23 protein-coding genes and 1 riboswitch are annotated in these 21214 nt (G+C 59.5%); of the genes, 11 read left to right on the top strand and 12 right to left on the bottom strand.

Annotated elements, in window-relative coordinates:
- Positions 1–225: 225 nt before the first annotated feature.
- On the top strand, positions 226–519 hold the full coding sequence (locus D3871_RS15740) for a PQ-loop domain-containing transporter (protein ID WP_119769754.1): 294 nt from the start codon (positions 226–228) through the stop codon (positions 517–519).
- Positions 520–666: 147 nt separating this feature from the next.
- Positions 667–1449 (top strand): substrate-binding periplasmic protein, encoded by a 783-nt coding sequence (locus tag D3871_RS15745; RefSeq protein WP_158597944.1) that lies wholly within the window; start codon positions 667–669, stop codon positions 1447–1449.
- A 78-nt stretch (positions 1450–1527) separates the two neighbouring features.
- Here the strand turns inward: D3871_RS15745 and D3871_RS15750 are convergent, their stop codons facing one another.
- Positions 1528–2067: a superoxide dismutase family protein gene (locus tag D3871_RS15750; RefSeq protein WP_119769756.1), complete on the bottom strand. Its 540-nt coding sequence runs from the start codon at positions 2065–2067 to the stop codon at positions 1528–1530.
- Positions 2068–2244: 177 nt separating this feature from the next.
- On the opposite strand from D3871_RS15750, the gene D3871_RS15755 reads away from it, so the two are divergent.
- The gene (locus tag D3871_RS15755; protein ID WP_119769757.1) at positions 2245–2829 is read left to right on the top strand and encodes a putative pterin-binding protein; all 585 of its coding nucleotides are present in this window, start codon (positions 2245–2247) and stop codon (positions 2827–2829) included.
- Between the two features lie 140 nt (positions 2830–2969).
- On the opposite strand, the gene D3871_RS15760 is transcribed toward D3871_RS15755, so the two are convergent.
- From D3871_RS15760 to D3871_RS15780, 5 genes are all read right to left on the bottom strand, one after another.
- A complete protein-coding gene (locus tag D3871_RS15760) occupies positions 2970–3500 on the bottom strand; it encodes a hypothetical protein (RefSeq protein ID WP_158597945.1) in 531 nt (176 codons plus the stop codon).
- A 247-nt stretch (positions 3501–3747) separates the two neighbouring features.
- Complete coding sequence (locus D3871_RS15765) at positions 3748–4050, bottom strand: antibiotic biosynthesis monooxygenase family protein (RefSeq protein WP_119769759.1); 303 nt, start codon at positions 4048–4050, stop codon at positions 3748–3750.
- Between the two features lie 181 nt (positions 4051–4231).
- Positions 4232–4834: a DUF924 family protein gene (locus tag D3871_RS15770; protein WP_233575628.1), complete on the bottom strand. Its 603-nt coding sequence runs from the start codon at positions 4832–4834 to the stop codon at positions 4232–4234.
- 35 nt (positions 4835–4869) lie between these two features.
- Positions 4870–6027: a sensor histidine kinase gene (locus D3871_RS15775; RefSeq protein WP_476638922.1), complete on the bottom strand. Its 1158-nt coding sequence runs from the start codon at positions 6025–6027 to the stop codon at positions 4870–4872.
- A 226-nt stretch (positions 6028–6253) separates the two neighbouring features.
- Positions 6254–7378 carry a branched-chain amino acid ABC transporter substrate-binding protein gene (locus tag D3871_RS15780; RefSeq protein WP_119769762.1) on the bottom strand — a complete coding sequence of 375 codons (1125 nt, stop codon included), beginning with the start codon at positions 7376–7378 and terminating at the stop codon, positions 6254–6256.
- 426 nt (positions 7379–7804) lie between these two features.
- On the opposite strand from D3871_RS15780, the gene D3871_RS15785 reads away from it, so the two are divergent.
- The 4 genes from D3871_RS15785 (at position 7805) to D3871_RS15800 (ending at position 10908) form a co-directional block, all read left to right on the top strand.
- Positions 7805–8146, top strand: a complete 342-nt coding sequence (locus D3871_RS15785; RefSeq protein WP_119769763.1) for a cupin domain-containing protein — start codon at positions 7805–7807, stop codon at positions 8144–8146.
- Positions 8147–8206: 60 nt separating this feature from the next.
- On the top strand, positions 8207–9097 hold the full coding sequence (locus D3871_RS15790; RefSeq protein WP_119769764.1) for an ion transporter: 891 nt from the start codon (positions 8207–8209) through the stop codon (positions 9095–9097).
- A 28-nt stretch (positions 9098–9125) separates the two neighbouring features.
- On the top strand, positions 9126–10397 hold the full coding sequence (locus tag D3871_RS15795) for an amidohydrolase family protein (RefSeq protein WP_119769765.1): 1272 nt from the start codon (positions 9126–9128) through the stop codon (positions 10395–10397).
- 51 nt (positions 10398–10448) lie between these two features.
- A riboswitch (cyclic di-GMP riboswitch) is annotated at positions 10449–10536 on the top strand.
- A gap of 54 nt (positions 10537–10590) precedes the next feature.
- Positions 10591–10908, top strand: coding sequence for a hypothetical protein (locus D3871_RS15800; RefSeq protein ID WP_119769766.1), 318 nt, complete (start codon positions 10591–10593; stop codon positions 10906–10908).
- Between the two features lie 12 nt (positions 10909–10920).
- On the opposite strand, the gene D3871_RS15805 is transcribed toward D3871_RS15800, so the two are convergent.
- On the bottom strand, positions 10921–11586 hold the full coding sequence (locus D3871_RS15805) for a FecR family protein (RefSeq protein ID WP_199724781.1): 666 nt from the start codon (positions 11584–11586) through the stop codon (positions 10921–10923).
- A 95-nt stretch (positions 11587–11681) separates the two neighbouring features.
- Between D3871_RS15805 and D3871_RS15810 the strand changes: the two genes are divergently transcribed.
- Positions 11682–12443, top strand: coding sequence for a phytanoyl-CoA dioxygenase family protein (locus D3871_RS15810; protein WP_119769767.1), 762 nt, complete (start codon positions 11682–11684; stop codon positions 12441–12443).
- Positions 12444–12451: 8 nt separating this feature from the next.
- Here the strand turns inward: D3871_RS15810 and D3871_RS15815 are convergent, their stop codons facing one another.
- Positions 12452–13141 (bottom strand): ArsR/SmtB family transcription factor, encoded by a 690-nt coding sequence (locus D3871_RS15815; RefSeq protein ID WP_119769768.1) that lies wholly within the window; start codon positions 13139–13141, stop codon positions 12452–12454.
- Positions 13142–13211: 70 nt separating this feature from the next.
- Here D3871_RS15815 and D3871_RS15820 point away from each other — a divergent pair, with 70 nt between their 5' ends.
- Together D3871_RS15820 and D3871_RS15825 are read left to right on the top strand one after the other, a co-directional pair.
- Complete coding sequence (locus tag D3871_RS15820) at positions 13212–13769, top strand: antibiotic biosynthesis monooxygenase family protein (protein WP_119769769.1); 558 nt, start codon at positions 13212–13214, stop codon at positions 13767–13769.
- Positions 13766–14887, top strand: a complete 1122-nt coding sequence (locus D3871_RS15825; protein WP_119769770.1) for a cytochrome P450 — start codon at positions 13766–13768, stop codon at positions 14885–14887. The genes D3871_RS15820 and D3871_RS15825 overlap by 4 nt, the downstream gene beginning before the upstream one ends.
- A 3-nt stretch (positions 14888–14890) precedes the next feature.
- Here D3871_RS15825 and D3871_RS15830 read toward each other — a convergent pair whose 3' ends face one another.
- The 4 genes from D3871_RS15830 to mobA all read right to left on the bottom strand — a co-directional run bounded on the left by D3871_RS15830 (position 14891) and on the right by mobA (position 19835).
- Positions 14891–15259: a hypothetical protein gene (locus D3871_RS15830; protein WP_119769771.1), complete on the bottom strand. Its 369-nt coding sequence runs from the start codon at positions 15257–15259 to the stop codon at positions 14891–14893.
- Complete coding sequence (lon, locus tag D3871_RS15835) at positions 15256–17625, bottom strand: endopeptidase La (protein WP_119770109.1); 2370 nt, start codon at positions 17623–17625, stop codon at positions 15256–15258. The genes D3871_RS15830 and lon overlap by 4 nt, the downstream gene beginning before the upstream one ends.
- A 327-nt stretch (positions 17626–17952) precedes the next feature.
- On the bottom strand, positions 17953–19233 hold the full coding sequence (gene moeA / locus D3871_RS15840; protein WP_119769772.1) for a molybdopterin molybdotransferase MoeA: 1281 nt from the start codon (positions 19231–19233) through the stop codon (positions 17953–17955).
- A gap of 5 nt (positions 19234–19238) precedes the next feature.
- Positions 19239–19835: a molybdenum cofactor guanylyltransferase MobA gene (gene mobA / locus D3871_RS15845; protein ID WP_119770110.1), complete on the bottom strand. Its 597-nt coding sequence runs from the start codon at positions 19833–19835 to the stop codon at positions 19239–19241.
- 167 nt (positions 19836–20002) lie between these two features.
- On the opposite strand from mobA, the gene apbC reads away from it, so the two are divergent.
- Entirely contained in the window at positions 20003–21091 is a 1089-nt protein-coding gene (gene apbC, locus D3871_RS15850; protein ID WP_119769773.1) for an iron-sulfur cluster carrier protein ApbC, read from the top strand.
- Positions 21092–21214: the final 123 nt, after the last annotated feature.

A 21214-nucleotide genomic window follows, 5' to 3' on the forward strand; every position in this document is an offset into this window, starting at 1 on the left:
GACAAGCTCGGTGGCCGTGGCTGCAAGGGTGGCGGCAGGGTGGACGGCTTGCCGGACTTCTCCTTGCCCATTATTCAACACGTCGCCCCTGCGGCGGTTGTGAAAACACAAGCGTGCATGTGTTCGGTCCGGATCACCGAATTAAATATTTCCATCGGGAACATTGCTTAAGAGAACCGGTCTATCCCGCATTCTTGCGTTACGGGTAGAGCGGGTTCAGAAATCATGGAACAAGTATTAAGCGTGTTGTACGGCGTATCCGGGTGTGCGGCGACAGTGCTGTATGTTCCGCAAATTCTGCGTTATCACCGCGACCATAGCGCCCGGCAATCGATATCGCTGCTTACCTGGAGCGGCTGGATCATGGTTACGCTGGTCACCGTGCTTTACGCGTTTTTTGTCGTCAAAAGTCCATTATTCGCCAGCGTTGCCGCATGCAATGCGATTGCACAGCTGATTGTGCTTGGCTACGGCCTTGCAGCGCGTCAGCGGCAATGGCTTGGCAGCAGCGGACAATAGCGGCGCCACCGGTTCAGCTTGATGCCAAGCGGTATGATCCTTCCCGCAGTTTTATAATCGGATTTCAGCCTCCTCAGGCGCAGCCACATCGCTGCGGCTCCATCCGCAGCGATACACGACGATATGTATTCGATACGCAGCTTCATCATGGCAGCAATTGCACCGCAGCGGCGACGCAGGCAAATTCAGGCATTGATCGCGGCTGCCTCGCTGATGGCCGCATCGGTGTTTGCTGCACCAGCCACCCCATTGATCGATCTGCAAATCGGCGTCGGCCTGACAAAGCCGCCATACATCCTCGGCCCAGGCGCCGGCGGCATGGAATATGAAATTGCCGACAAGGCATTGGAAGCGGCCGGCTATCGAATGGTGGCCCAACATCTGCCGCCGGCGCGCGCGCTTGCGCTGTTACGCGTGCGTCGTCTTGACGGCATGTTGTCGGTCGCGGAAGGCATAGGCGGCGAGAATTATTTTTCCGAGCCTTACCTGCATTATCAAAACGCCGCCATTTCACTGCGCAGCCGTGGCATCCGGCTGCGCGGCATGGACGACTTGCGCCTGTATTCGGTCGCCGCTTTCCAGAATGCCAGCCTGATTCTGGGCGACGAATTCCGCAGCGCGATTGCGCGGCATCCGGACTATAAGGAATATCCGCAGCAGCTGACGCAGAACAAGCTGTTGTTTACCGGGCGGGTAGATGTGGTGATCGGCGACCGGCTTATTTTCCGCTATCTGAGCCGGCAGCTTGAATCGCCGATCAATGTTCAGCAAGCACTTACCTACCATCCCTTGTTTCCACCCAGTCCGCGGATGGCAGCATTTCGTGATCCGGTGGTGCGCAATGCATTCAATGCCGGCCTGAAAACCATCAGACATAACGGCACCTACGGCGCGATTCTCAAGAAATACCAGGATTACATGCAGCCGTGATCGTACCGCCGTCAGTCAATGACGGCGAGAGCAGTTTGCCGTATCCTCACTCCAGCCGAAGGCTGGAGCGGTACTCGATCATTGCAGGCTGATGACTCCGCAGGCAACCCGCTTGCCTGCGTTTCCGGTCGGTTGGGTCTTGTAATCGTCGGGGTCGGCGTGCACGATGAGCGCCTTGCCGACGATGCTGTTGGGCGCACCCCTGGAAAGCGAAAAATCGCTGGCCGCCACCGCCAACTGCAGCACCGCGTTGCCCGCGGCATTCGCATTCAGATTACCTAGATCCCCGGCGTGATGGTCTGCATGGGCAGGATCGCCGTGGGATTTGGTGGAAGGATTGAAATGCCCGCCGGCACTCATCGCATCCGGCGCGCTGCAATCGCCCTTTTCATGGACATGGAAGCCATGCAGGCCGGGGGTCAGCCCGTCGATCCGCGCATCGACGAGTATCTTGTCGCCCTTTTGCATGAAACTGACTGCACCGTTGGCTTGGTTGCCTTCGGTCGGCTTCAACTGGGTCACCGCGATCGGGGTAGGCGCCTGGCTGGCCTGGTTTGCCGTGCCGGCGCAGCCGGAAAGAATAACGCTGCCAAGCAGCACGCTGGATAGGATGCGCATAGAAAACTCCTTTTGTTAAATTTTTTTTATAAAAGCAATGAAATGATACCCCGTGCAAGATAATCGCACGCAATTGCGCCTTTATCCGTACGCAGGGCCGGCCGCTTGATCTTGCTCAGTCGGATCGCACGGGTAAAATCGAGCGCGATATTCCCTAACAATTATTCAGGAGGATGCTTGAATAAACGCAAATTCATCGCAGCCGCGCTGGCCACCGGTGCGGCATTGCCTGCCAGTGTCATGGCCACGCCTGCCAATACCAGGCGGCAGACACCGACACTGTTGACGGTGACCGGCGCGATCGGCGCCGGCAATCGCGGTCCGCTCGATCCAGCGCTTGACCAGATGATGAAGAAGCAAGGCGTGAAGTTCGACAAGGCGCATGGCTTCGACTTTGCCGCATTGACCGCACTGCCTTCAGTCGCCATCCGCCCGACGCTGGAATACGATGCCAAGCCGCACGCATTGCGCGGTCCCCTGCTGCTGGATGTCGTCAAGGCTGCCGGCGCCGCTCCGCGCGACGATGCGCAACTGCTGTTGCGCGCAATCGATGGCTATGCAGTGGCAGTCACCGTGGCGGAATTGAAGAAGCACCGTTTCATCGTGGCGACGCACATGGATGAGCATCCGATGCCGCTGGGCGGTGTCGGACCGCTATGGGCCGTCTATGATGCGGACCGCTTTCCGGACATGGCTGCGCGCCCGCTCAACGAGCGTTTCGGATCATGCCCTTGGGGCCTGTACCACATTGAAGTGCAATAGTTGAGCTGTAATCCCGCTGCGCTCTAAGGTTTCAGCACGGGCGAATTCCCGGCGCGCTTGATGCGGGGAAGGCAGGATGGGTGGAACCACAGAGCACCGGCGCCGTGCCGGTAGCGGTACGAAGGGCCTGGAAGTAAACTTCAGGGATTGTCCTGCCGTTCGCCCTTTTCGCGTCCGAGAGTAGAGACCTGTTCGAAGGTTTCCCAATCCAGTTCGGTGACTTCAGGCTTGGGAATGTGGCGGTAGTGTTCAAGACCCTCGTTGATGTACTCGTCCGAGGTTTCATCCGGCTTGGCGGCATCGCTGCCGGCTTCGGCCGGCATGTCGCCCGGCTGGGCCGGCGCGGCTTCCTTGATCGGGAAGCGCCAGTAGACTTTTTCCAGTTGCAGACTGCAATTCTTGCGCACATGTTCGCGCAGCGTCATTTCGATGATGTGCGAGAGCCGGAAACGCTTCATCGGTTCGGACTCGACGATGGCGGTAAACGCCTTGCGGCCGGCCAGACGGGTGCTGTCGCAGGCAACCTGCACGCCGCTGCGCCGGAAGTAATCGATGATGGTTGCGTTGATTGCGGCGATATCGCGTTGCGCACGGCGTGCCTTGGCCTTGACGGTGATACTGAAGGCGATGATGCCGATGACAAGCGCAGCGAGCAGCACAAGCAGTGTCAATGTAATTACATCAGCATTAAATGGCATTCTTGTTCGACCTCACTGGCAGTGGCGTTGTTCGCATACTTGTATGCTGCATCGATTTGATCGCTTGTTCTGCTTGTTCTATTTCCTCGATGCGCAGATACGCCGTCGGATCATATCATCGCCTGCAGGCGATTGAATTGAATTGATGCAATACGGGCCAACGATAGGATTTGCCTGTAGGACTGAATCCGACATCGACCCGTCATGATCGGCTCTTCAGTCAGGCCGACTTTGCCAGCAAGCTGAAATGTTCGACCACGGGCGGCGCGGCAAAGTACGGACCGACGATCGCGCGCCATTCCTGGAACGCCGCCGATTCGCGGAAATCGACGGTATGGTTTTCCAGCGTGTCCCAGAAAATCGTCAGGATATAGCGTTCCGGCGATTCAATACCCTTGTTGACTTTATAACCCTGAAATCCCTTTGCCTTGGAAATCACTTGCTCAAGGCCGCGCTGAATGGCAGCGTCGAATTCGGTTTGTTTGCCGGCTTGAATGCGGATATCCGCGAGTTCGAGAATCATGTTATTCCTTTGTGCAGTTGCGTGATCCTCGATTATTGCATCTTCCGCAGTGGAAATTGCAGCAAACCACATAGCGGCACGGAAAGCCGATGCTTGCTAACCGGCCGCCGACGCACGGGAGGGGCCGGAATGCCACTACTGACTACTGTAAACATGCAAGCTATACCTACCGTCCGGGAAGCTAGAACGAAGAACCCTTTTCCTGCAGAAAGGCGATTTCTTCCGGCGTCGAGTCGCGGCCGAGTATGTGGTTACGGTGTGGAAAGCGCCCGAAACGCCGGATGACTTCGCGATGGCGAATAGCAAAGCCATAGAAGCCATCGAACGCCGTCCGATGCAAGGGCAGGGCCTTTGCTGCGAGTTCGCTGAACAGGCTGACCGCGAGATCCTGGTCTGCCAGCGATTCGGAATGCTCAAGCGGCAGGTAAAAGAAAACGCGTTCTATCGGCCTGAGCGTTGCATGCATACCCTGGTGCAAGCCCTGCTTGCACCAGTCGCGCGCCAGCTCATCGAAGGCAAATGATTGTGGCGTGTCCCGATACATATTCCGGGGAAACTGGTCGGTCAGCAGGATCAGTGCCAGCAGTCCGGCCGATGTGTCGGCCCAATCGTCGAGCGCATGTGCAGCGGCATCGCGGGTCGCGCCAGCGAAGCGTTCACGCATGTCGGCATCGAGCGCCGTGTTTTTCGACCACCATAGTGCCGCCTGACGGTCGGCGACCGCCCTGTCATCCTGTTCGCTACCGAACCAGAAATCGATAATCGTTACAGCATTAATGTCCACGTAGGTCTCTCTTGTTGAATGACATGCAATCCGGCTCATACGCCGACCGGAGCCGCCGCGGTCTGCGTATGACGCTCGGCCGACACGTCATCGGCGAGCGGAATCGTGATCTGCAATACCGTGCCATGCCCGGGCGTGCTTTCGATATGCAGTTCGCCGCCCAGGATCGTGATGCGCTCCTCGATGCCGACCAAGCCGTAGCGGTGCGCCTTGCGCCGGTCTCCGGGATACATGCCCACGCCATTGTCCTTGATCGCCAGGGTCAGCAAGCGCGGGTCAATGCGCATTTCAACGCGCACATAGGTGGCGCGCGCGTGGCGGCCTATATTGTTGAGCGATTCCTGCAAGATGCGGAAAGCAGCAGTTGCATGGGCATCCGGTACGGATTGCCCATGGTCAGTCAGGAACAGCTCGCACAGAATCGCGTTGCGTGCCTCGAATTGCCTGACCTGCCATTCGACCGCCGCCGGCAAGCCAAGGTCGAGTACCGACGGCCGCAGATTGTTCATGATGGTGCGAATCGATTTCATCGTGGTATCGATGTATTCCAGCGCGGTCGCGGCGCGGCGCTGCAGAACCGGATGTCGTTCGCTTGCCCGTTCATGCAGGCTGGCCACATCGAGCCGCAATGCAAGCAGGTTTTGGCCAAGCTCGTCATGGATTTCGCGGGCGATCCGCTTGCGTTCGTCTTCCCGTATACGCTCCTGATAGGCGGCCAGCTCGCGCAAGGTGGCCTGCGATTCGCGGGCTGCGGTCTCGGCTTTCTTGCGCTCGTCGATTTCATGTTCAAGCTGGTTGATCACTTCCTGCAACTGTCGATTCGCCGGCAATAGCACCGCCTTCGGTATCACCGGCCACAGCAGCGCGGCGGCCGCCATCGCGACAAGGGCGGCCGCCGCATTCAGCACGGTAACGAGCATTTGATCAGGGTGCCAGAACGTCCAGACGGAAGCGATATGGGTGGTACCGGACAAGAAGATGAACGCCGCGAACATTCCGAACATCCAGCGGAATGGCGTGTACCGCCGCTTGTGCATGAAATACAGCAAGGCGAATGAAATGATGTAGTAGGCGATGCCGATCGCGGCGTCTGAAAACATGGAAATCCAAAGCCATTTCCCGCTCCACGACAAACAAGCATCCGGCGGCTGCCCGCCACTGGCGCAAAACCCTTGGGCTAACACATTCAACACGCTGCTCCTCCCCCGTCTAGATCACTGTGTTACGCGAGCCGATGTCCTTATCGCTTACATGATGCCTTAAACCCGGTGCGCATGTCTATTTATCAACAAAACTTGTTGATGCCGCTTGGCAATATGAAACGCCAAAAAGCGCGCCCAATAAAAAAGCGGCGCCGAAGCGCCGCTTTTTCCTGAACTCATTTTTAGCCCATCAGGATGGCTGCTTGTCCCGTTGCGATCAATAGCTCGTCACGGCAACCGGTTGCTGGTTCTTGAACGTGAAAATGGTCACCGGCGACTGCTTCATGTTGCCCTTTTCGTCGAATGCATAAGTGCCGGCAACACCCTTGTACGAGCCCTTCTGCAACTCGGCGTTGACCTTGGCGGCATCAACCGAGTTGGCCTTTTTCATCGCATCGGCATACATCATCATGCCGTCATAGAACGATGCCGCATACACTTCCGGCTCCTGGTTGAAGCGCTTTTTATACTTGCCCTTGAATTCAGGACCGCTCGCGGCCTTGTCCAGAATGGCGCCGCCTTGCGCGCAGAGCACGTTTTCACCGACCGCGTCGCCACCCAGACGACCCATTTCCGCCGCGCAGATGGTGTCGCCGCCCAGCAGTTTGGCATTGACGCCGAGCTGTTTCATCTGGCGCGCCATTGGGCCGCCCTGCGGTGCATAACCGCCGAGGAAAATCGCCTCGACCTTTTTCGCTTTCAGGTTGGTCAGGATCGCGGTAAAGTCCGACGCCTTGTCATTGGTGAATTCATGGCCGAGCACATTCATGCCCGACGCCTTTGCCTGCTTCTTGAATTCTTCGGCGACGCCCTGGCCGTAGGCGGTGCGGTCATCGATGACGGCAACGTTCTTCAGCTTCAATTCCTTGGCTGCATACAGCGCCATCTTGGAGCCCAGCTGCGAATCGCTGGCATTGATACGGTACAGGCTCTTGTAACCCTGCTCGGTGATCTTCGGGTTGGAACCGACGGTCGCCATGATCACGCCGGCATCGTTGTAGACGCGCGAAGCGGGAATCGCCACACCGGAGTTATACGGGCCGACGACGAATTTGACGCCGCTGTCGATCAGCTTCTGCGCCACGTTGACGCCGGCTTTCGGATCGGCCTGATCGTCTTCGCTCAAGAGTTCGAACTTGAGCTTCTTGCCGCCGACGGTGATCGGCTTGGCGTTCAATTCTTCGATGGCGAGACGAACGCCGTTTTCATTGTCCTTGCCGGCAAACGATTGCGCGCCGGAGAGCGGGCCGCTATGGCCGATCTTCACGACGGTTTCTTGTGCGTATGCCATGCCGACCAGGCCAGCCAGGGCGAGGCCGCCGATAATCTTGTTCAGGTACATATTGATTCCTAGTTTAAGTATCCCCAAGGCACTTCCGATCATGTCGGCAGGGCCAGCGTTATGAACGGGTTAAGTTCTGGATGGGATTATGAGCAAGGTAGAAGCAAATTATCTTGCGTTCTTTTCACGGAAAATCGCCCTTTGTAGCGATTTATTTCCCTGACCATGACAATTTCAAATTAAATTCGGCTTGCGGTGAAAGCTGCCGCAAAGACACGCTTGGCTAGAGCCCTTTCGTCCTGAGTGGACCAGGCAAGGCCGAGGCGATTTGGTTGCGGAACAAGGCGCGGCGACGCGACATGGCGAGCCATGGCAAGGAAGCCTCGGCGGCCCCTCGCAACGCCGTGCCGCAAGCAAATCGTCCGGGATTGACGGTACAGTCAGGACGAAAGGGCTCTAAACATAGACTTCAATTGCATCGATTGCATGAACATCAACAATCTATATCACGGCTTGCCCTCAGCCTTGCCCGCTGAAATGATCGAAACGCTGGCCGGCAACAACCATGTCCGCATCGAACGCATCGTATCGCGCGGCCACTGTTCTCCGCCCGGATTCTGGTATGAGCAAGCCGAAAATGAATGGGTCATCGTGCTCAAGGGCCAGGCGCGGCTGCGTTTCGAGCGCGGCGACCGGGTGCTGCTGCTGAACGCGGGCGATCACGTCGACATTCCGGCCGGAGAACGTCACCGGGTCGACTGGACCATCGATGACGGCACGGACACGGTCTGGCTGGCGGTGTTTTATCCGGAGCCACCGCAGCAATAGCTGATATTGTTTATCCCGGCCGACGTCCGGCGACACCGCTCCTTTTGCCCAATTTTCCCCATGAACCGTGATCTGCCCCCACCTTTTTCTCCCTTGCCCCTGCCGTTCGGGAAACCTGACGGGGGCTGGCGGCTTCGCCTGTACACCGTCATCTTTGAAGCCGATACCGACGCCGGACGCCGTTTCGACAAGGCCTTGATCGCCGCCATCCTGCTGAGCATCCTGGTGGTGATCCTCGATAGCGTGCAAGCGATCAGCGCACGCCACGACCGCCTGATGGACGTGCTGGAATGGATATTCACCCTCGGCTTTACCGCCGAATATGCACTGCGGCTGGCCTGCGTGAAGCGGCCGCTGCGCTATGCCACCAGTTTCTTCGGCATCATCGATCTGTTGTCGGTATTGCCGACTTACCTGGCCTTCTTTATCCCCGAAGTACATGCCTTGCTTGATGTGCGCATCCTGCGGCTGATCCGCGTTTTCCGGATCTTCAAGCTCACGCTGTATGTGCAGGAATATCAAGTCCTGACCAGCGCGATCAGCGCGAGCCGCCGCAAGATCATGGTATTTCTATCCATTGTCCTGATGGCGGTGCTGGTGATGGGAACGCTGATGTATGTGCTCGAAGGGCCGGCTCATGGCTTTACCAGCATTCCGAAATCGATGTACTGGGCGATCGTGACGATGACCACGGTCGGCTACGGCGACATGACGCCGCAAACCGATGTCGGCAAGGCGCTGGCGTCGATCATGATGCTGCTGGGCTGGGGCGTGCTGGCGGTGCCGACCGGTATCGTGACCGCGGAAATGACCACGCAGCGGCTGACCGCCACGCCGAAGACGGCATCCGGTTCGCGCAGCTGTGCGGCATGCGGCAGCACCGGACATGACGAGCATGCCCGCTTCTGCAAGAATTGCGGGGCGGAGATGGCGCCGACTCGGCCGGCATGACAACGTAATCCCAACACGGGGACACTGCATGGACCTGATCATTCGTAACGCCACGCTGCCGGACAATACCCGCGTCGATATTGCGGTGGCCGACGGCTGTATCGCGGCCATCGGCACCGATCTGGCGCTGCACGCGGCACAGGAAATCGATGCCGGCGGCGACCTCGTCACGCCGCCCTTCGTCGATGCGCATTTTCATATGGATGCCACTCTCAGCTATGGCTTGCCGCGGGTGAACCAGTCGGGCACGCTGCTGGAAGGCATCGCGCTCTGGGGTGAGCTCAAGCCGATGCTGGCGCAGGAAGCCCTGATCGAGCGTGCGATGCAGTATTGCGACTGGGCCGTCGCGCGCGGCCTGCTCGCCATCCGCACCCATGTCGATATCTGCGATGACCGTCTGCTGGCGGTGGAAGCCTTGCTGGAAGTGAAGCGCCGGGTCGCGCCCTATATCGACATGCAGCTGGTCGCGTTTCCGCAGGATGGACTGCTGCGCAGCGCGTCGGCCTTCGACAACCTGAAGCGCGCGATCGCGATGGGGGTCGACGTGGTCGGCGGCATCCCGCATTTCGAGCGCACCATGGCCGATGGCGCGGAATCGGTAAGACTGTTGTGCGAGTTTGCGGCGGAACAGGGATTGCGGGTGGACATGCATTGCGATGAATCCGACGATCCGCAGTCGCGCCATATCGAAACGCTTGCCTATCATGCCAACCGGCTTGGCCTGCATGGCCGGGTGGCCGGCTCGCACCTGACGTCGATGCATTCGATGGACAACTACTACGTCAGCAAGCTGCTGCCGCTGATTCGCGAGGCCGGCGTGGCCGCGATCGCCAATCCCCTCATCAATATCACCTTGCAAGGCCGGCACGACAGCTATCCGAAACGGCGCGGCATGACCCGCGTGCCGGAACTGATGGCGGCCGGCATCGATGTCGCGTTCGGCCACGACTGCGTGATGGATCCCTGGTATGGCCTCGGGTCGGGCGACATGCTGGAAGTCGCGCACATGGGATTGCATGTCGCGCAAATGACCGGCCAGCAGGCGATGCGCGCCTGCTTCGATGCAGTGACGGAAAATCCGGCGCGCATACTCGGCCTGGAAGGCTACGGCTTGCAGCCGGGCTGCCATGCCGACCTGGTGATCCTCGACGCCGGCAATGCGATCGAGGCGATCCGGCTGCGCGCGGCGCGGCGTTACGTGATACGGCGTGGACGCATCATCAGCCAGTCGCCGGCGGCACGGGCGACACTGGATTTGGCGGGACGGCCGAAGCAGACCGATTTCCGGCTTGGCCGATAAATATTGCCTCCAGGATACAAAATCTGCAAACTGCTATACTTCTGGCAACCATTCACCGCAGGGCAAACCGGTCGAAAGACCGGGACGCAAAGCTTCCGGCCTAAAAGAGAATTTCTCTCATGGCAGCGGGGCCGCCTTCCGAAGCGAAGCCAAGCTTCCGCCTTTGGCATGCCTTGCACTTTTGTGAGCAGACATGCCGAAATCCACCATAGCCCTTCTTGCTACCGCCCTCCTGATGCCATTGGCGGCGTCTGCCGCGTGCGGCTTCGTGCAATCGGGCGATACGATGACCATCGTGGTGGGAGAACATGCGACATCCTGCTTTTCGTCGGCCGCCTTCCGTGAAGCGTTCAAAGCCAATGTGCAGGCAGCGCTTGGCGAGAGCGACACGGTCGCGAGCGAGCAGAAAAAACCCTTCGACCATCGCAGCAGAAATGGCAATAAGCTGTGGGCACTGGCCGAGCGTCAGCATCAAGCCACAGGCGGGGGCTATTTCGGCCAGGGGCGTTAGCGGTCCGGCCGTTCAGTACCGATCCTGCCCGTCGAACGGCGGCTTGCGTCCTACCAGTGCTTCCAGCATGACCAGCTCTGCATCGGTGTGATTGATGACACCGGCCGGAAGCATCGCGTCCTGAGCGGCGCTGGAACTGATGATGAGCGGTTGCTCATGATGTCTGGTGCGCAGGATTTTACTCATGGCCGGGTTGGCGTTCGGCTGCACTACCGCTCCTCCATAGCACAGGCAGAAATAGGTTCGATCCGGTTCGGCCTCGATATAGCAGCCGGTTCCGCGGATACCGATCGTTGCCGTCGGCGTAATCAATTGCTTGGCCCCGGTGCCGAACACGCTCAATATCTTCCCGGTCAGGTAGCGCAGAACCACGATGCCGGCACCGCTTTCCATGCCGAATTCACTGTTTTCGCGCTGCAGGAATGCATCGTCGCCGATCACGAACACGGCTTCGCCGTCGCCCGCGGTGACGACGCGTTGGCCGGGACCGACCTGCTGGCCGATGATCGCCGGCTTGCCATCGATCGTGACCCCGCCCTTGACGCTGCGCATGCCGGTTTTCGGATTGTCCGCCAGCGCCTCTCGCAGCATGCCGAAAATACCACTACCGATCGCGCCGCTGGCGGCAATGTGCCGCAATGCGTCGCGGCGTCCCGTCCAGCAAGTCTTGTTGTCCATATCCCTCCCTATGTTGTCACCGCATCGCCGATCATCGAACTGCGCAAAACATGGCGATTTGCGCTAACGTAGAGTCCTTCGGGAGGAAATGCAAGATGTCGCTTTCAGCAGCACAGATCGAACAATTCAGACATGACGGCTACCTGGTCTTCAGGCAGCTGGTGTCTCCTGCCGCCTGCGCCGCCATGCTGGCGGTCACGCAGGAGCATTTGCGGCAAGCGATTGCGCCGCTCGAGTATGAAGCCGAGGTCGGTTATGACGGCGCTCCCGCCTCGCTCGACGCCCCCGGCGGCCGCACGGTGCGCCGATTGCGCGCCGCTTACCAGCGCGATCCGGCCTTCCGCGCCTGGGCCGAAGATGCGCAACTGGGCCGCTGGCTGCGCGAGCTGATCGGAGAGCGCGTGTTCCTGACGCTTGCGCATCACAACTGCGTAATGACCAAGCATCCGAACTATGGCACGGCCACCGGCTGGCATCGCGACATTCGCTACTGGTCGTTTGCGCGCAACGATCTGATTTCGGTTTGGCTAGCGCTGGGCAGCGAAAAGGAAGCCAATGGCGCATTGAAGGTCATCCCCGGCTCGCATCGGCTCGACATCCAGCGTTCGCAACTCGATGACCTCGATTTCCTGCGGCCGGATGTGGCGGAAAACCAGGCGATCATGGCGCGCGGCGTGACGGTTGAACTGGATCCAGGCGACGTGTTGTTCTTCCACAGCGGCTTGTTCCATGCGGCAGGCAGGAATAACGGCGATAGCGTGAAGACCTCAGTCGTGTTCGCTTACCGCGGCGAGAGCAATTTGCCGCTTGCCGGCAGCCGCTCGGCTGCGGCCGGCGACGTTGCGATCGGCAGCTAGGGACGTCGTCATATCCGCATGCCGAACACATCTTTCAATCCCTCCCGGCCGGACGGCGTCAACTGCAGCACGCGCGCCTGCTGCCCCTGCAATAACCAGCGCTGTTCCAGCATCCGCTGCAGCAGCGCGGCGCCAAGCGCGCCGCCGAGATGGAACTGGCGCTCGCTCCAGTCCAGGCAGCCACAGGCAAACTGACGTTTGGCGCCGCGCAAGGTCGAGAGGTCGATGCCGAACTGCCGGAACGCTTTTTCGCCGCGCGCCGACACCTCAAAAATTTTGTCGCTGCGCGTCAGCAGCGCCTTATCTTCCAAGTGCGTCAACAATCCGACCGCCAGTTCGCCGGCAAGGTGATCGTAACAGCTGCGCGCAAAGCGCAAGGCCGGCGGCGTGCCTCGTGACGCCGGTACCGCGCGCAGGACCGGACGCGGCGCGATGGCGGCCAGCGATTCCAGCGCGACGCCGATCGTGGGATTGGCAAAGCGATAATAGCGGTGCCTGCCCTGCGTATCGACTTGCAGCAGCTCCGCATCGACCAGCTTGGCCAGATGGCCGCTGGCGGATTGGGCCGATGCGTTGGCGGCAAATGCAAGCTCGCCGGCGGTGCGGGCGCGACCATCGATCAATTGCCACAGCATGGCGGCACGCGCGGGATCGCCGAGCAATGCGGCAACTTTTGCGATGTGGATGGCGGATTCCATGCTTCACCTCACGATGAACTGTCCAGAGATTGGCCATCGTACCATTGCTGCATGATCAAGGGAGGACACCATGTTTGCAGTTGTATTTGAAGTATTGCCGTCGCCCGCCGGCTACCAACGCTATCTGGATACCGCCGCCGCATTGCGACCGCGGCTGGATGAGATTCCCGGATTCATCTCGATCGAACGCTTTCGCTGCAGCACGCATCCGGGTTGGATCCTGTCCTTATCGTTTTGGGAAACCGAAGCGGCGCTGGTGCAGTGGCGCGGGCATGGCGAGCATCATGCCGCGCAGTCGGCCGGACGCACCGCGATTTTCGATGATTACCGGATTCGCGTCGTGCGCATGTTGAGGCAAGACGAAGCTGTGCCCGCCGGCACGCCCTTGCTGGTCTTGCAGGAATATCCGGTTGCGGGCGAGAAGCCGCGCAGCAAGCGCTTTGCAAGCCTGGTATCGCCGGACAAGGACATCGACCTGTGGGATGCCGATCCCGCATTCGCACCGCAATCGGTGCAGGAAACACCTGCTTCGCGCATCTGGCGCGGCACGGTAATGCGCGACTATGGATTGTTCGACCGGCAGCAGGCGCCACAGCATTTTCCAGCCGTAACAAGGGAGCACCAATGAAAAAAGCCTTATTCCTGCAATCCGACGTCGCCGACCCGTACGTCGTTTATGCGAAGCAGCGCCAGCATCACTCCATTGTCTGGAACGAAACGGATAGCCTGTGGGCAGTCTACAGCCATGCGGCGTGCACGAGCTTGCTACAGGATGCGAGCGCCTGGATTCCACCGCAACATGCGGACAGGAACCGCTTGCTCAAAGATGCCGGGCGCATGCTGGTCGCGCATCTGGCACGTCTGGCGAACCCGCCTGCGCATCTGGCTTTCCGGCAGGCAGTCATGGCCTTGTTCGCACAGTTGCAGCCAGCGGCAATCGATACGATGCTGTCGCAGTTGCTCGGCGACGCTACAGAAACGGACTGGGTCGCAACGGTATGCCGCACGCTGCCGGCGCTGGCGGTGATGAAGGGCTTGGGTTTGGCGCAAACGGATATTGAACGCATCCTGCCGCATACCGAGTGCCTGACGAAAATCATGCTGCCCGCGAAGACCGAAGAGCAAGTAAACGACATCAATCCGGTGGCGGAAGAGGTTTTCTCCATCGTCAGCCGGCATATTGTTGCGACGCCGGCGCTGCGTGCGCTGGCCCCCGATGAAGCAACGCTGAATATCTACACCGCGAACTTCATCGGGCTGCTGATCCAGAGCGTGGATGCCGGCCGCGGCCTGCTGAGCAATAGCCTGGTGCAGGCGTTGACACGGCGCGCCGACGATACGCGCCCAGGCCGGCAATACTGGCAGCAGCTTGTGGTGGAAACACTGCGCTTTGATCCGCCGATTCACAACACGCGGCGCGTCGTCACGCAAGACACGCAACTCGACGGGCAATGGCTGCGTCAAGGCGATCAGGTGCTACTGGTACTGGCAGCGGCGAACCGTGACCCGGCCATCTTTGCGCATCCGAATCAATTCGATCCTGCGCGGGCCGGCAACGACCGGCATTTGACCTTCGGCGCGGGCAATCACGCTTGTGCGGCGCGCCACTGGTCAGTCGCGCTCGCAGCTGAAACGCTTGCCACGCTGTTTGAAAAGAAAACAGTGCGCCTGCTGCCGCAAGAGATTTTGTATGCGCCGCTGGTCAATGCGCGCCTGCCGCAACAGCTGAGAATTGAACTCGCTTGATCGTCAATCGCGGTGGCTCCCGAAGGGTGCGAGCAGCAAGCGGGCAATGCCGAACATCTGTTTCAGGAACACCGCTTGCGCATCGGCGACCATCCGCTCATAAGCCTGCCGATCAATCGCACCCTCGCAATCCTGCGAGCTCAGCCGGCCATCCTGATAGCGCGTCTCGTGCATCTTTACATGCAGTTCACTACCGTGCGAAAACACTTCCGTCGATGTATAGCGGAAGGTAACAAAGCCGGCCGGTCGCTGAAATGAGGTAGGTTGCGCTGCCTGCGCAGGCACATCATGCGCATGCTGCTGCACCAGGTCCAAGCGTGTACCGTCTTGCTGCAAGGTTTGATTCCGTTGCCGGTTCAACTCTCGATTCATACCGTATCTCCAATGATGAAATGGCCGAGCGCTTCATGCATGGCATCGTCCACCGTTTCCAGCCAGACAAAGCGCAAGCCATTGCGCGCGGCCTCCGGAATGTCGTCCATGTCCTTGCGATTGCGGGCCGGCAGCATCACGACCTTGATACCGGCCTGCAGCGCCGCGAGTACTTTTTCCTTGACCCCACCGATCGGCAATACCAGTCCGCGCAAGCTGATCTCGCCTGTCATCGCGCAGGCATGGTTCACCGGCCTGTCGCGCACCAGCGAAACCAGTGCGATATACATTGCAACGCCGGCGCTCGGTCCGTCTTTCGGCATGGCGCCGGCCGGCACATGGATATGAATGTCATGTTTGTCGAAGACTTCGGGATCGACCTGAAGTTCAGCGCAATGCGCCTTGACCAAGGTCAGCGCCGCCTGCGCGCTTTCTTTCATTACATCGCCAAGTTGGCCGGTGAGAATCAGTTTGCCAGGACCGGGTGCCCGGCTTGCCTCGATGAACAGGATATCGCCACCGGCCGGCGTCCATGCGAGCCCGGTGGCAACGCCGGACAGGCTGGTGCGCAGCGCCAGTTCGCTTTCGAATTTCCTTGGTCCAAGTATGTCGGCGAGATCGGATTCATTCACCTTTACCTGCTGCGCCGAGCCCTCGGCAATACGCATGGCCGCGTGACGGAATACATTGCCGATTTCGCGCTCCAGATTGCGCACGCCGGCTTCACGCGTGTAGTCGCTGATCAATGCATGAATCGCCTCTTCGCTGATCGCGCATTGCGCCGCGCTCAAGCCGTCGGCCTCGAGCTGGCGCTGGATCAGGTAACGGTGCGCGATCTGCATTTTTTCTTCTGTGGTGTAACCGGGCAGATGCAGGACTTCCATACGGTCGAGCAAGGGACTGGGGATGGTATCGAGCATATTGGCGGTACCGATGAACATGACTTTCGACAGGTCGAAAGGCTGCGCCAGGTAATTGTCGCGGAAGCTGGCATTCTGTTCGGGGTCGAGCACTTCAAGCAGCGCAGCCGCAGGATCGCCATGCATGCCGCCGCTGCCGAGCTTGTCCATTTCATCGAGCATCAGGACGCAATTGTTGGTGCCGGCCTTGCGCACCGCTTGCACGATATTACCGGGCAATGCGCCGACATAGGTGCGCCGGTGGCCGCGAATTTCGGCTTCGTCATGAACGCCGCCCAGGCTGACACGTGCAAACTTGCGGCCGGTCGCGCGCGCAATGCTTTGCCCGAGCGAGGTCTTGCCGACGCCGGGCGGACCGACAAAGCACAGGATCGGGCTTTTGCCGTGCGGGTTCAGCTTGCGGACCGCGAGGTGTTCGAGAATGCGGCGCTTTATCTTGAGCAAGCCGAAATGATCCTGGTCCAGGATCGTGCGCGCCGCGCCGATATCGATGCGGTCTTCCGTGCTGGCCGACCACGGCAGTTCGCTCATCCATTCGAGATAGGTGCACAGCATCGAATATTCGGCGGCGACTTCCGGCATGCGCTTGAGACGCTGCAATTCCTTGCGCGCATGCGCTTCCACTTCCTGCGGCATGCCGGCGCAGGCAATCGCTTCGCTCAATTTGTCGAACTCGGCATTCGCGCTTTCCGCTTCGCCGAGTTCATCCTGTATCGTCTTGAGTTGCTCGCGCAGCAAAAATTCGCGCTGGCGATCTTCCATGCGCTCCTTGGTTTGCGCGCTGATTTGCTCTGAAAGCCGCAACACTTCGATGCGTGCGGACAGCGCTTCGAGCACCCGGTCCAGACGTGCGGGCAGATCGGTGGTTTCGAGGATTTCCTGTTTCTGTTGCAACGGCACATCGACCAGACCGGTGACGAAATCAGCCAGCGCCGATGCCGAACTCATGTTTTGCGCGGCCGATACCAGTTCGGCCGAAGCCTGCGGCAGCAAGTCGATGACTTCGGCGGTCAACTGCTTGAGCGGGATCATGCGCGCCTCGACATCGGCGCTATGATCCACAGGGTCTTCCAGTCGCTCGACGCGCGCCACATAAAAAGGAAAGCCGTCAAGAAATTCTATGATGCGAAAACGCTGTTGCCCCTGACACACGATGTAATGCCCGCCGTCTTCCGAGGTGATATAGCGGACGATGCTGGCCGCGGTGCCAACCCGATACAACTCGTCGGTGCGCGGCGAATCGACTTCGGAATCGTGTTGCAGCAGCAAACCGATGTCGCTATCGGTGCGCACCGCTTCCTGTGCGGCGGCAATCGATACTTCGCGTCCCATGCTGATCGGCACGACCATCCCGGGAAACAGCACCAGATAGCGCACCGGAATGATGACCATCGCATCCGGCGGCAATTTCGGCAGCACGGCCGGCGCGGCCTTGATGTTGGCCATCGACCTGGCGCCATGTCCGCCCAGGCTTGCTTCAAGGATGTGTATTTGCTCGGGCTTGATCATGGCGCGTTCCAAGGTGAATGCGTGGAACGGCCGTGCAATTCAATCCGTTCTTGGCCCTTCTTTGACCAGCAAGCATAGGCACCGTTCCGGCGAAGGGACGAATGCCGCCGTTGCCGGAACAAATTGGAACAGAGTTAAACGCCGATCAAACAAGCGAACGGAATGCAGGGTGGAGAACGCCGGCAACCGCGTGTCGATCTTGCCTGTTTGCGGGATCAGGCAACGCAGGCTATGACTAGTGGGTCACTAGTCTATCCATGAAGATCAGACCAGCCCATCGAACATGATGACGTCGACCGGATCGCCGGCATTGACGCTGCCCTGCTCATGGTGCAACACGACCATGCAATTGGCTTCCGACATCGAGCGCAGAATGCCCGATCCCTGTGCACCGGTAATGCGCACTCTTTGCACGCCATCGTTGCCCGTTTCCACGATGCCGCGCTGATATTCGGTACGTCCAGGTTTCTTGCGGATAGCCGATTCCGATACGACGCGCAGCAGCGGCAACGGCGTATCGTCGGCGCCCATCATGCGCAGCAAAGCCTGGCGTGCAAAGAAATAAAACGTCACCATCACCGCGACCGGATTGCCGGGCAAGCCGAACAGATAGGCACTGCGGCCGCCCGAGGCAATCTTTCCGAAAGCCATCGGCCGTCCAGGACGCATGCCGATTTTCCAGAAGGTCACATCGCCCAGCGCCGCCATCATCGTTCTGGTGTAATCGGCTTCGCCAACGGACACGCCGCCGGAAGTAATCACCGCATCGGCATTTTCACAAGCGGTGCGAAAAGCCTGTTCCAGCGATTGCGGGTCATCCTTGACCACGCCCATGTCGATCATGTCGCAACCTAAGCGGGTCAGCATGCCATACAGCGTATAGCGGTTGCTATCGTAAACACAGCCCGCGTCCAGCAGTTCGCCGATCGAGCGCAATTCGTCGCCGGTCGAAAAAAAGGCGACGCGCAGACGGCGCTGCACCGGCACTTCCGCAATGCCCAGCGAGGCAAGCAAGCCGAGATCGGCGGGGCGCAGCAGCTTGCCTTTCAACAGCGCGGGCTTGCCTGCCATCAGGTCTTCGCCTTGCAGGCGACGGTTATCGCCGGTCTTTACGACACCTGGCGGAATGGTCACTGCATGTTCGGACGCGGCTTGCGTGAATTCCTGCGGCACCACGGTATCGCAGCGCGCAGGCATCGGTGCGCCGGTCATGATGCGCACCGCTTCACCGATAGCAACGGGACCGTCGAAGCGTCCTCCGGCATGAATGGTGGCAATCACATTCAACGTGGTCGCACCGCCGGCGGCCAGGTCGGCGCTACATAGCGCATAACCATCCATCGCTGAATTGTCGTGTTGCGGTACATTGATCGGCGACACGATATCCTGCGCCAGCACGCGGTCCAGCGCCGCCCGGATCGTGACCTTTTCCACCGCATGGACCGGCGCGATCACATCGCGGATGATTTGCTGGGCCTGCGCAACCGGCACCGCGTTGGGGTCATAACCCGACAGGCAACTGATGACTTCGGACAAGCTGGGCATAGGGATCAGGTCGCTTCGAAGCGACGTAGTTCATCGAGGGTATTGATATTGCGAAATGCACTCTGGTCCGGAAAATGCACTTCGACAAACTTCAGCGAGCGATACCAGCTGTCGATCTTGCGTCCGCCCTGCTGCAGGAAGGCATTGAGACTCGACAGCACCGATGCCTTCATCAGGCAAAACACCGGATGCGGCTGGCGCTTGCCGTCTTCCTCGGTGACCGCAACCGCGAGTTCGGCGTCGTGATCGGACAATGCCTGCGCCAGACGCGCAACCAGGTCGTCCGGCAAAAACGGCGAATCGCAGGGCGCGGTGACCAGGTAATCGGTATCGCATTGCGACAGCCCGGTTTGCAGCCCGGCGAGCGGGCCTTCGAAACCGGTCAATTGATCGGGCCAGACCGGCAACCCGAAACCTTCGTAAGGACCAAGATTCTGATTCGCATTGATCATCAGCATGCCGACCTGCGGCGACAGACGCATGATCACATGCAACACCATCGGCACGCCGCGAAAGCTTTGCAAGCCCTTGTCCACGCTGCCCATGCGGGAGCCGCGGCCGCCAGCGAGAATCAATCCGGTGATCTGTTGGGTATCTATCATCATGTAGGCAATCAGTGGAAGAGCAAGAGGCATTGTAAGTCGTGCATCGTTTGTCTGTCGAACCAATGGCGGACTCGATGGCAAACTGACAAGCTCGCTACTGCAAAACTTGCAAGCGCGCCGGCTGCAATCTGGTTTAGACTTCCCTCATCTAATCAGGAGAAGTAATGAGCATTTCGATTGAATCCGTCAAAGCGGCCCTGTCGCAAGTCATCGATCCCAATACCGGCAAGGACCTGGTCAGTTCCAAGTCCGCCAAGAATATCCGTCTCGACGGCGCCGATGTCATGCTCGACGTCGAACTCGGCTATCCGGCGAAAAGCCAGCTCGATACGATCCGCAAGGCGACCATCGCCGCCATACGCGCGGTTGAAGGCGCCGGCAATGTCAGCGTGAACGTGCACGCGAAGATCATTGCCCATACCGCGCAGCGCGGCGTCAAGCTGATGCCGAACGTGAAAAACATTATCGCGGTCGCCTCCGGCAAAGGCGGCGTCGGCAAATCGACGACGGCGGTCAACCTGGCGCTGGCGCTGGCGGCCGAAGGCGCAATGGTCGGCATTCTTGATGCCGACATCTACGGCCCTTCGCAGCCGATGATGATGGGCATCAATGGACGTCCGGAAACGGTCGACGGCAAGACCATGGAGCCGCTGGAAAACCATGGATTGCAGGTATCGTCGATCGGTTTCATGATCGACCCGGACGAACCCATGGTCTGGCGCGGCCCTATCGTGACCCAGGCGCTGCAGCAATTGCTGGAGCAAACCAACTGGCGCGACCTCGATTATCTGATCGTCGACATGCCGCCGGGTACCGGCGATGTGCAACTGACGCTGTCGCAAAAGGTTCCGGTCACCGGCGCGGTGATCGTCACCACGCCGCAGGACATCGCGCTGCTGGATGCGCGCAAGGGCCTGAAGATGTTCGAGAAGGTCGGCATCCCGATTCTGGGTATCGTCGAAAACATGAGCACGCATATCTGCTCGAACTGCGGCCATGCGGAACCGGTCTTCGGCCACGGCGGCGGCGAAAGGATGTGTGCCGAGTATGGCGTCGAATTCCTTGGTGCGCTGCCACTGACCATGTCGATTCGCGAACAGACCGATTCCGGCAAGCCGACGGTGGTCGCCGATCCGGACGGACAAATCGCGACGATTTACAAGACGATCGCCCGCAAGGTTGCGGTCAAGGTCGCGGAAAAGGCAAAGGACATGAGCAGCAAGTTCCCCAGTATTGTAATCAAGAACGATTGATCCCCGCATGACGCAAGAACGGACATCACAGATGTCCGTTCGCCGAAGCCTCTGCAAGGGCGAACATGCAACGCCTTGCAAACACTCCTGCACAAATCCGTTTTTTGGCGCAATATGACGTCA

This window comes from Noviherbaspirillum saxi (assembly GCF_003591035.1).
GTDB lineage: Bacteria > Pseudomonadota > Gammaproteobacteria > Burkholderiales > Burkholderiaceae_D > Noviherbaspirillum > Noviherbaspirillum saxi.

What these genes read in the sequence shown, in the direction of transcription:
- D3871_RS15740 (WP_119769754.1), top strand. Translation starts at nt 226, where the DNA reads ATGGAACAAGTATTAAGCGTGTTGTACGGCGTATCCGGGTGTGCGGCG.
- D3871_RS15745 (WP_158597944.1), top strand. Translation starts at nt 667, where the DNA reads ATGGCAGCAATTGCACCGCAGCGGCGACGCAGGCAAATTCAGGCATTG.
- D3871_RS15750 (WP_119769756.1), bottom strand. Translation starts at nt 2,067, where the DNA reads ATGCGCATCCTATCCAGCGTGCTGCTTGGCAGCGTTATTCTTTCCGGC.
- D3871_RS15765 (WP_119769759.1), bottom strand. Translation starts at nt 4,050, where the DNA reads ATGATTCTCGAACTCGCGGATATCCGCATTCAAGCCGGCAAACAAACC.
- D3871_RS15780 (WP_119769762.1), bottom strand. Translation starts at nt 7,378, where the DNA reads ATGTACCTGAACAAGATTATCGGCGGCCTCGCCCTGGCTGGCCTGGTC.
- D3871_RS15785 (WP_119769763.1), top strand. Translation starts at nt 7,805, where the DNA reads ATGAACATCAACAATCTATATCACGGCTTGCCCTCAGCCTTGCCCGCT.
- D3871_RS15790 (WP_119769764.1), top strand. Translation starts at nt 8,207, where the DNA reads ATGAACCGTGATCTGCCCCCACCTTTTTCTCCCTTGCCCCTGCCGTTC.
- D3871_RS15795 (WP_119769765.1), top strand. Translation starts at nt 9,126, where the DNA reads ATGGACCTGATCATTCGTAACGCCACGCTGCCGGACAATACCCGCGTC.
- D3871_RS15800 (WP_119769766.1), top strand. Translation starts at nt 10,591, where the DNA reads ATGCCGAAATCCACCATAGCCCTTCTTGCTACCGCCCTCCTGATGCCA.
- D3871_RS15805 (WP_199724781.1), bottom strand. Translation starts at nt 11,586, where the DNA reads ATGGACAACAAGACTTGCTGGACGGGACGCCGCGACGCATTGCGGCAC.
- D3871_RS15810 (WP_119769767.1), top strand. Translation starts at nt 11,682, where the DNA reads ATGTCGCTTTCAGCAGCACAGATCGAACAATTCAGACATGACGGCTAC.
- D3871_RS15815 (WP_119769768.1), bottom strand. Translation starts at nt 13,141, where the DNA reads ATGGAATCCGCCATCCACATCGCAAAAGTTGCCGCATTGCTCGGCGAT.
- D3871_RS15820 (WP_119769769.1), top strand. Translation starts at nt 13,212, where the DNA reads ATGTTTGCAGTTGTATTTGAAGTATTGCCGTCGCCCGCCGGCTACCAA.
- D3871_RS15825 (WP_119769770.1), top strand. Translation starts at nt 13,766, where the DNA reads ATGAAAAAAGCCTTATTCCTGCAATCCGACGTCGCCGACCCGTACGTC.
- D3871_RS15830 (WP_119769771.1), bottom strand. Translation starts at nt 15,259, where the DNA reads ATGAATCGAGAGTTGAACCGGCAACGGAATCAAACCTTGCAGCAAGAC.
- lon (WP_119770109.1), bottom strand. Translation starts at nt 17,625, where the DNA reads ATGGCCAACATCAAGGCCGCGCCGGCCGTGCTGCCGAAATTGCCGCCG.
- moeA (WP_119769772.1), bottom strand. Translation starts at nt 19,233, where the DNA reads ATGCCCAGCTTGTCCGAAGTCATCAGTTGCCTGTCGGGTTATGACCCC.
- mobA (WP_119770110.1), bottom strand. Translation starts at nt 19,835, where the DNA reads ATGATAGATACCCAACAGATCACCGGATTGATTCTCGCTGGCGGCCGC.
- apbC (WP_119769773.1), top strand. Translation starts at nt 20,003, where the DNA reads ATGAGCATTTCGATTGAATCCGTCAAAGCGGCCCTGTCGCAAGTCATC.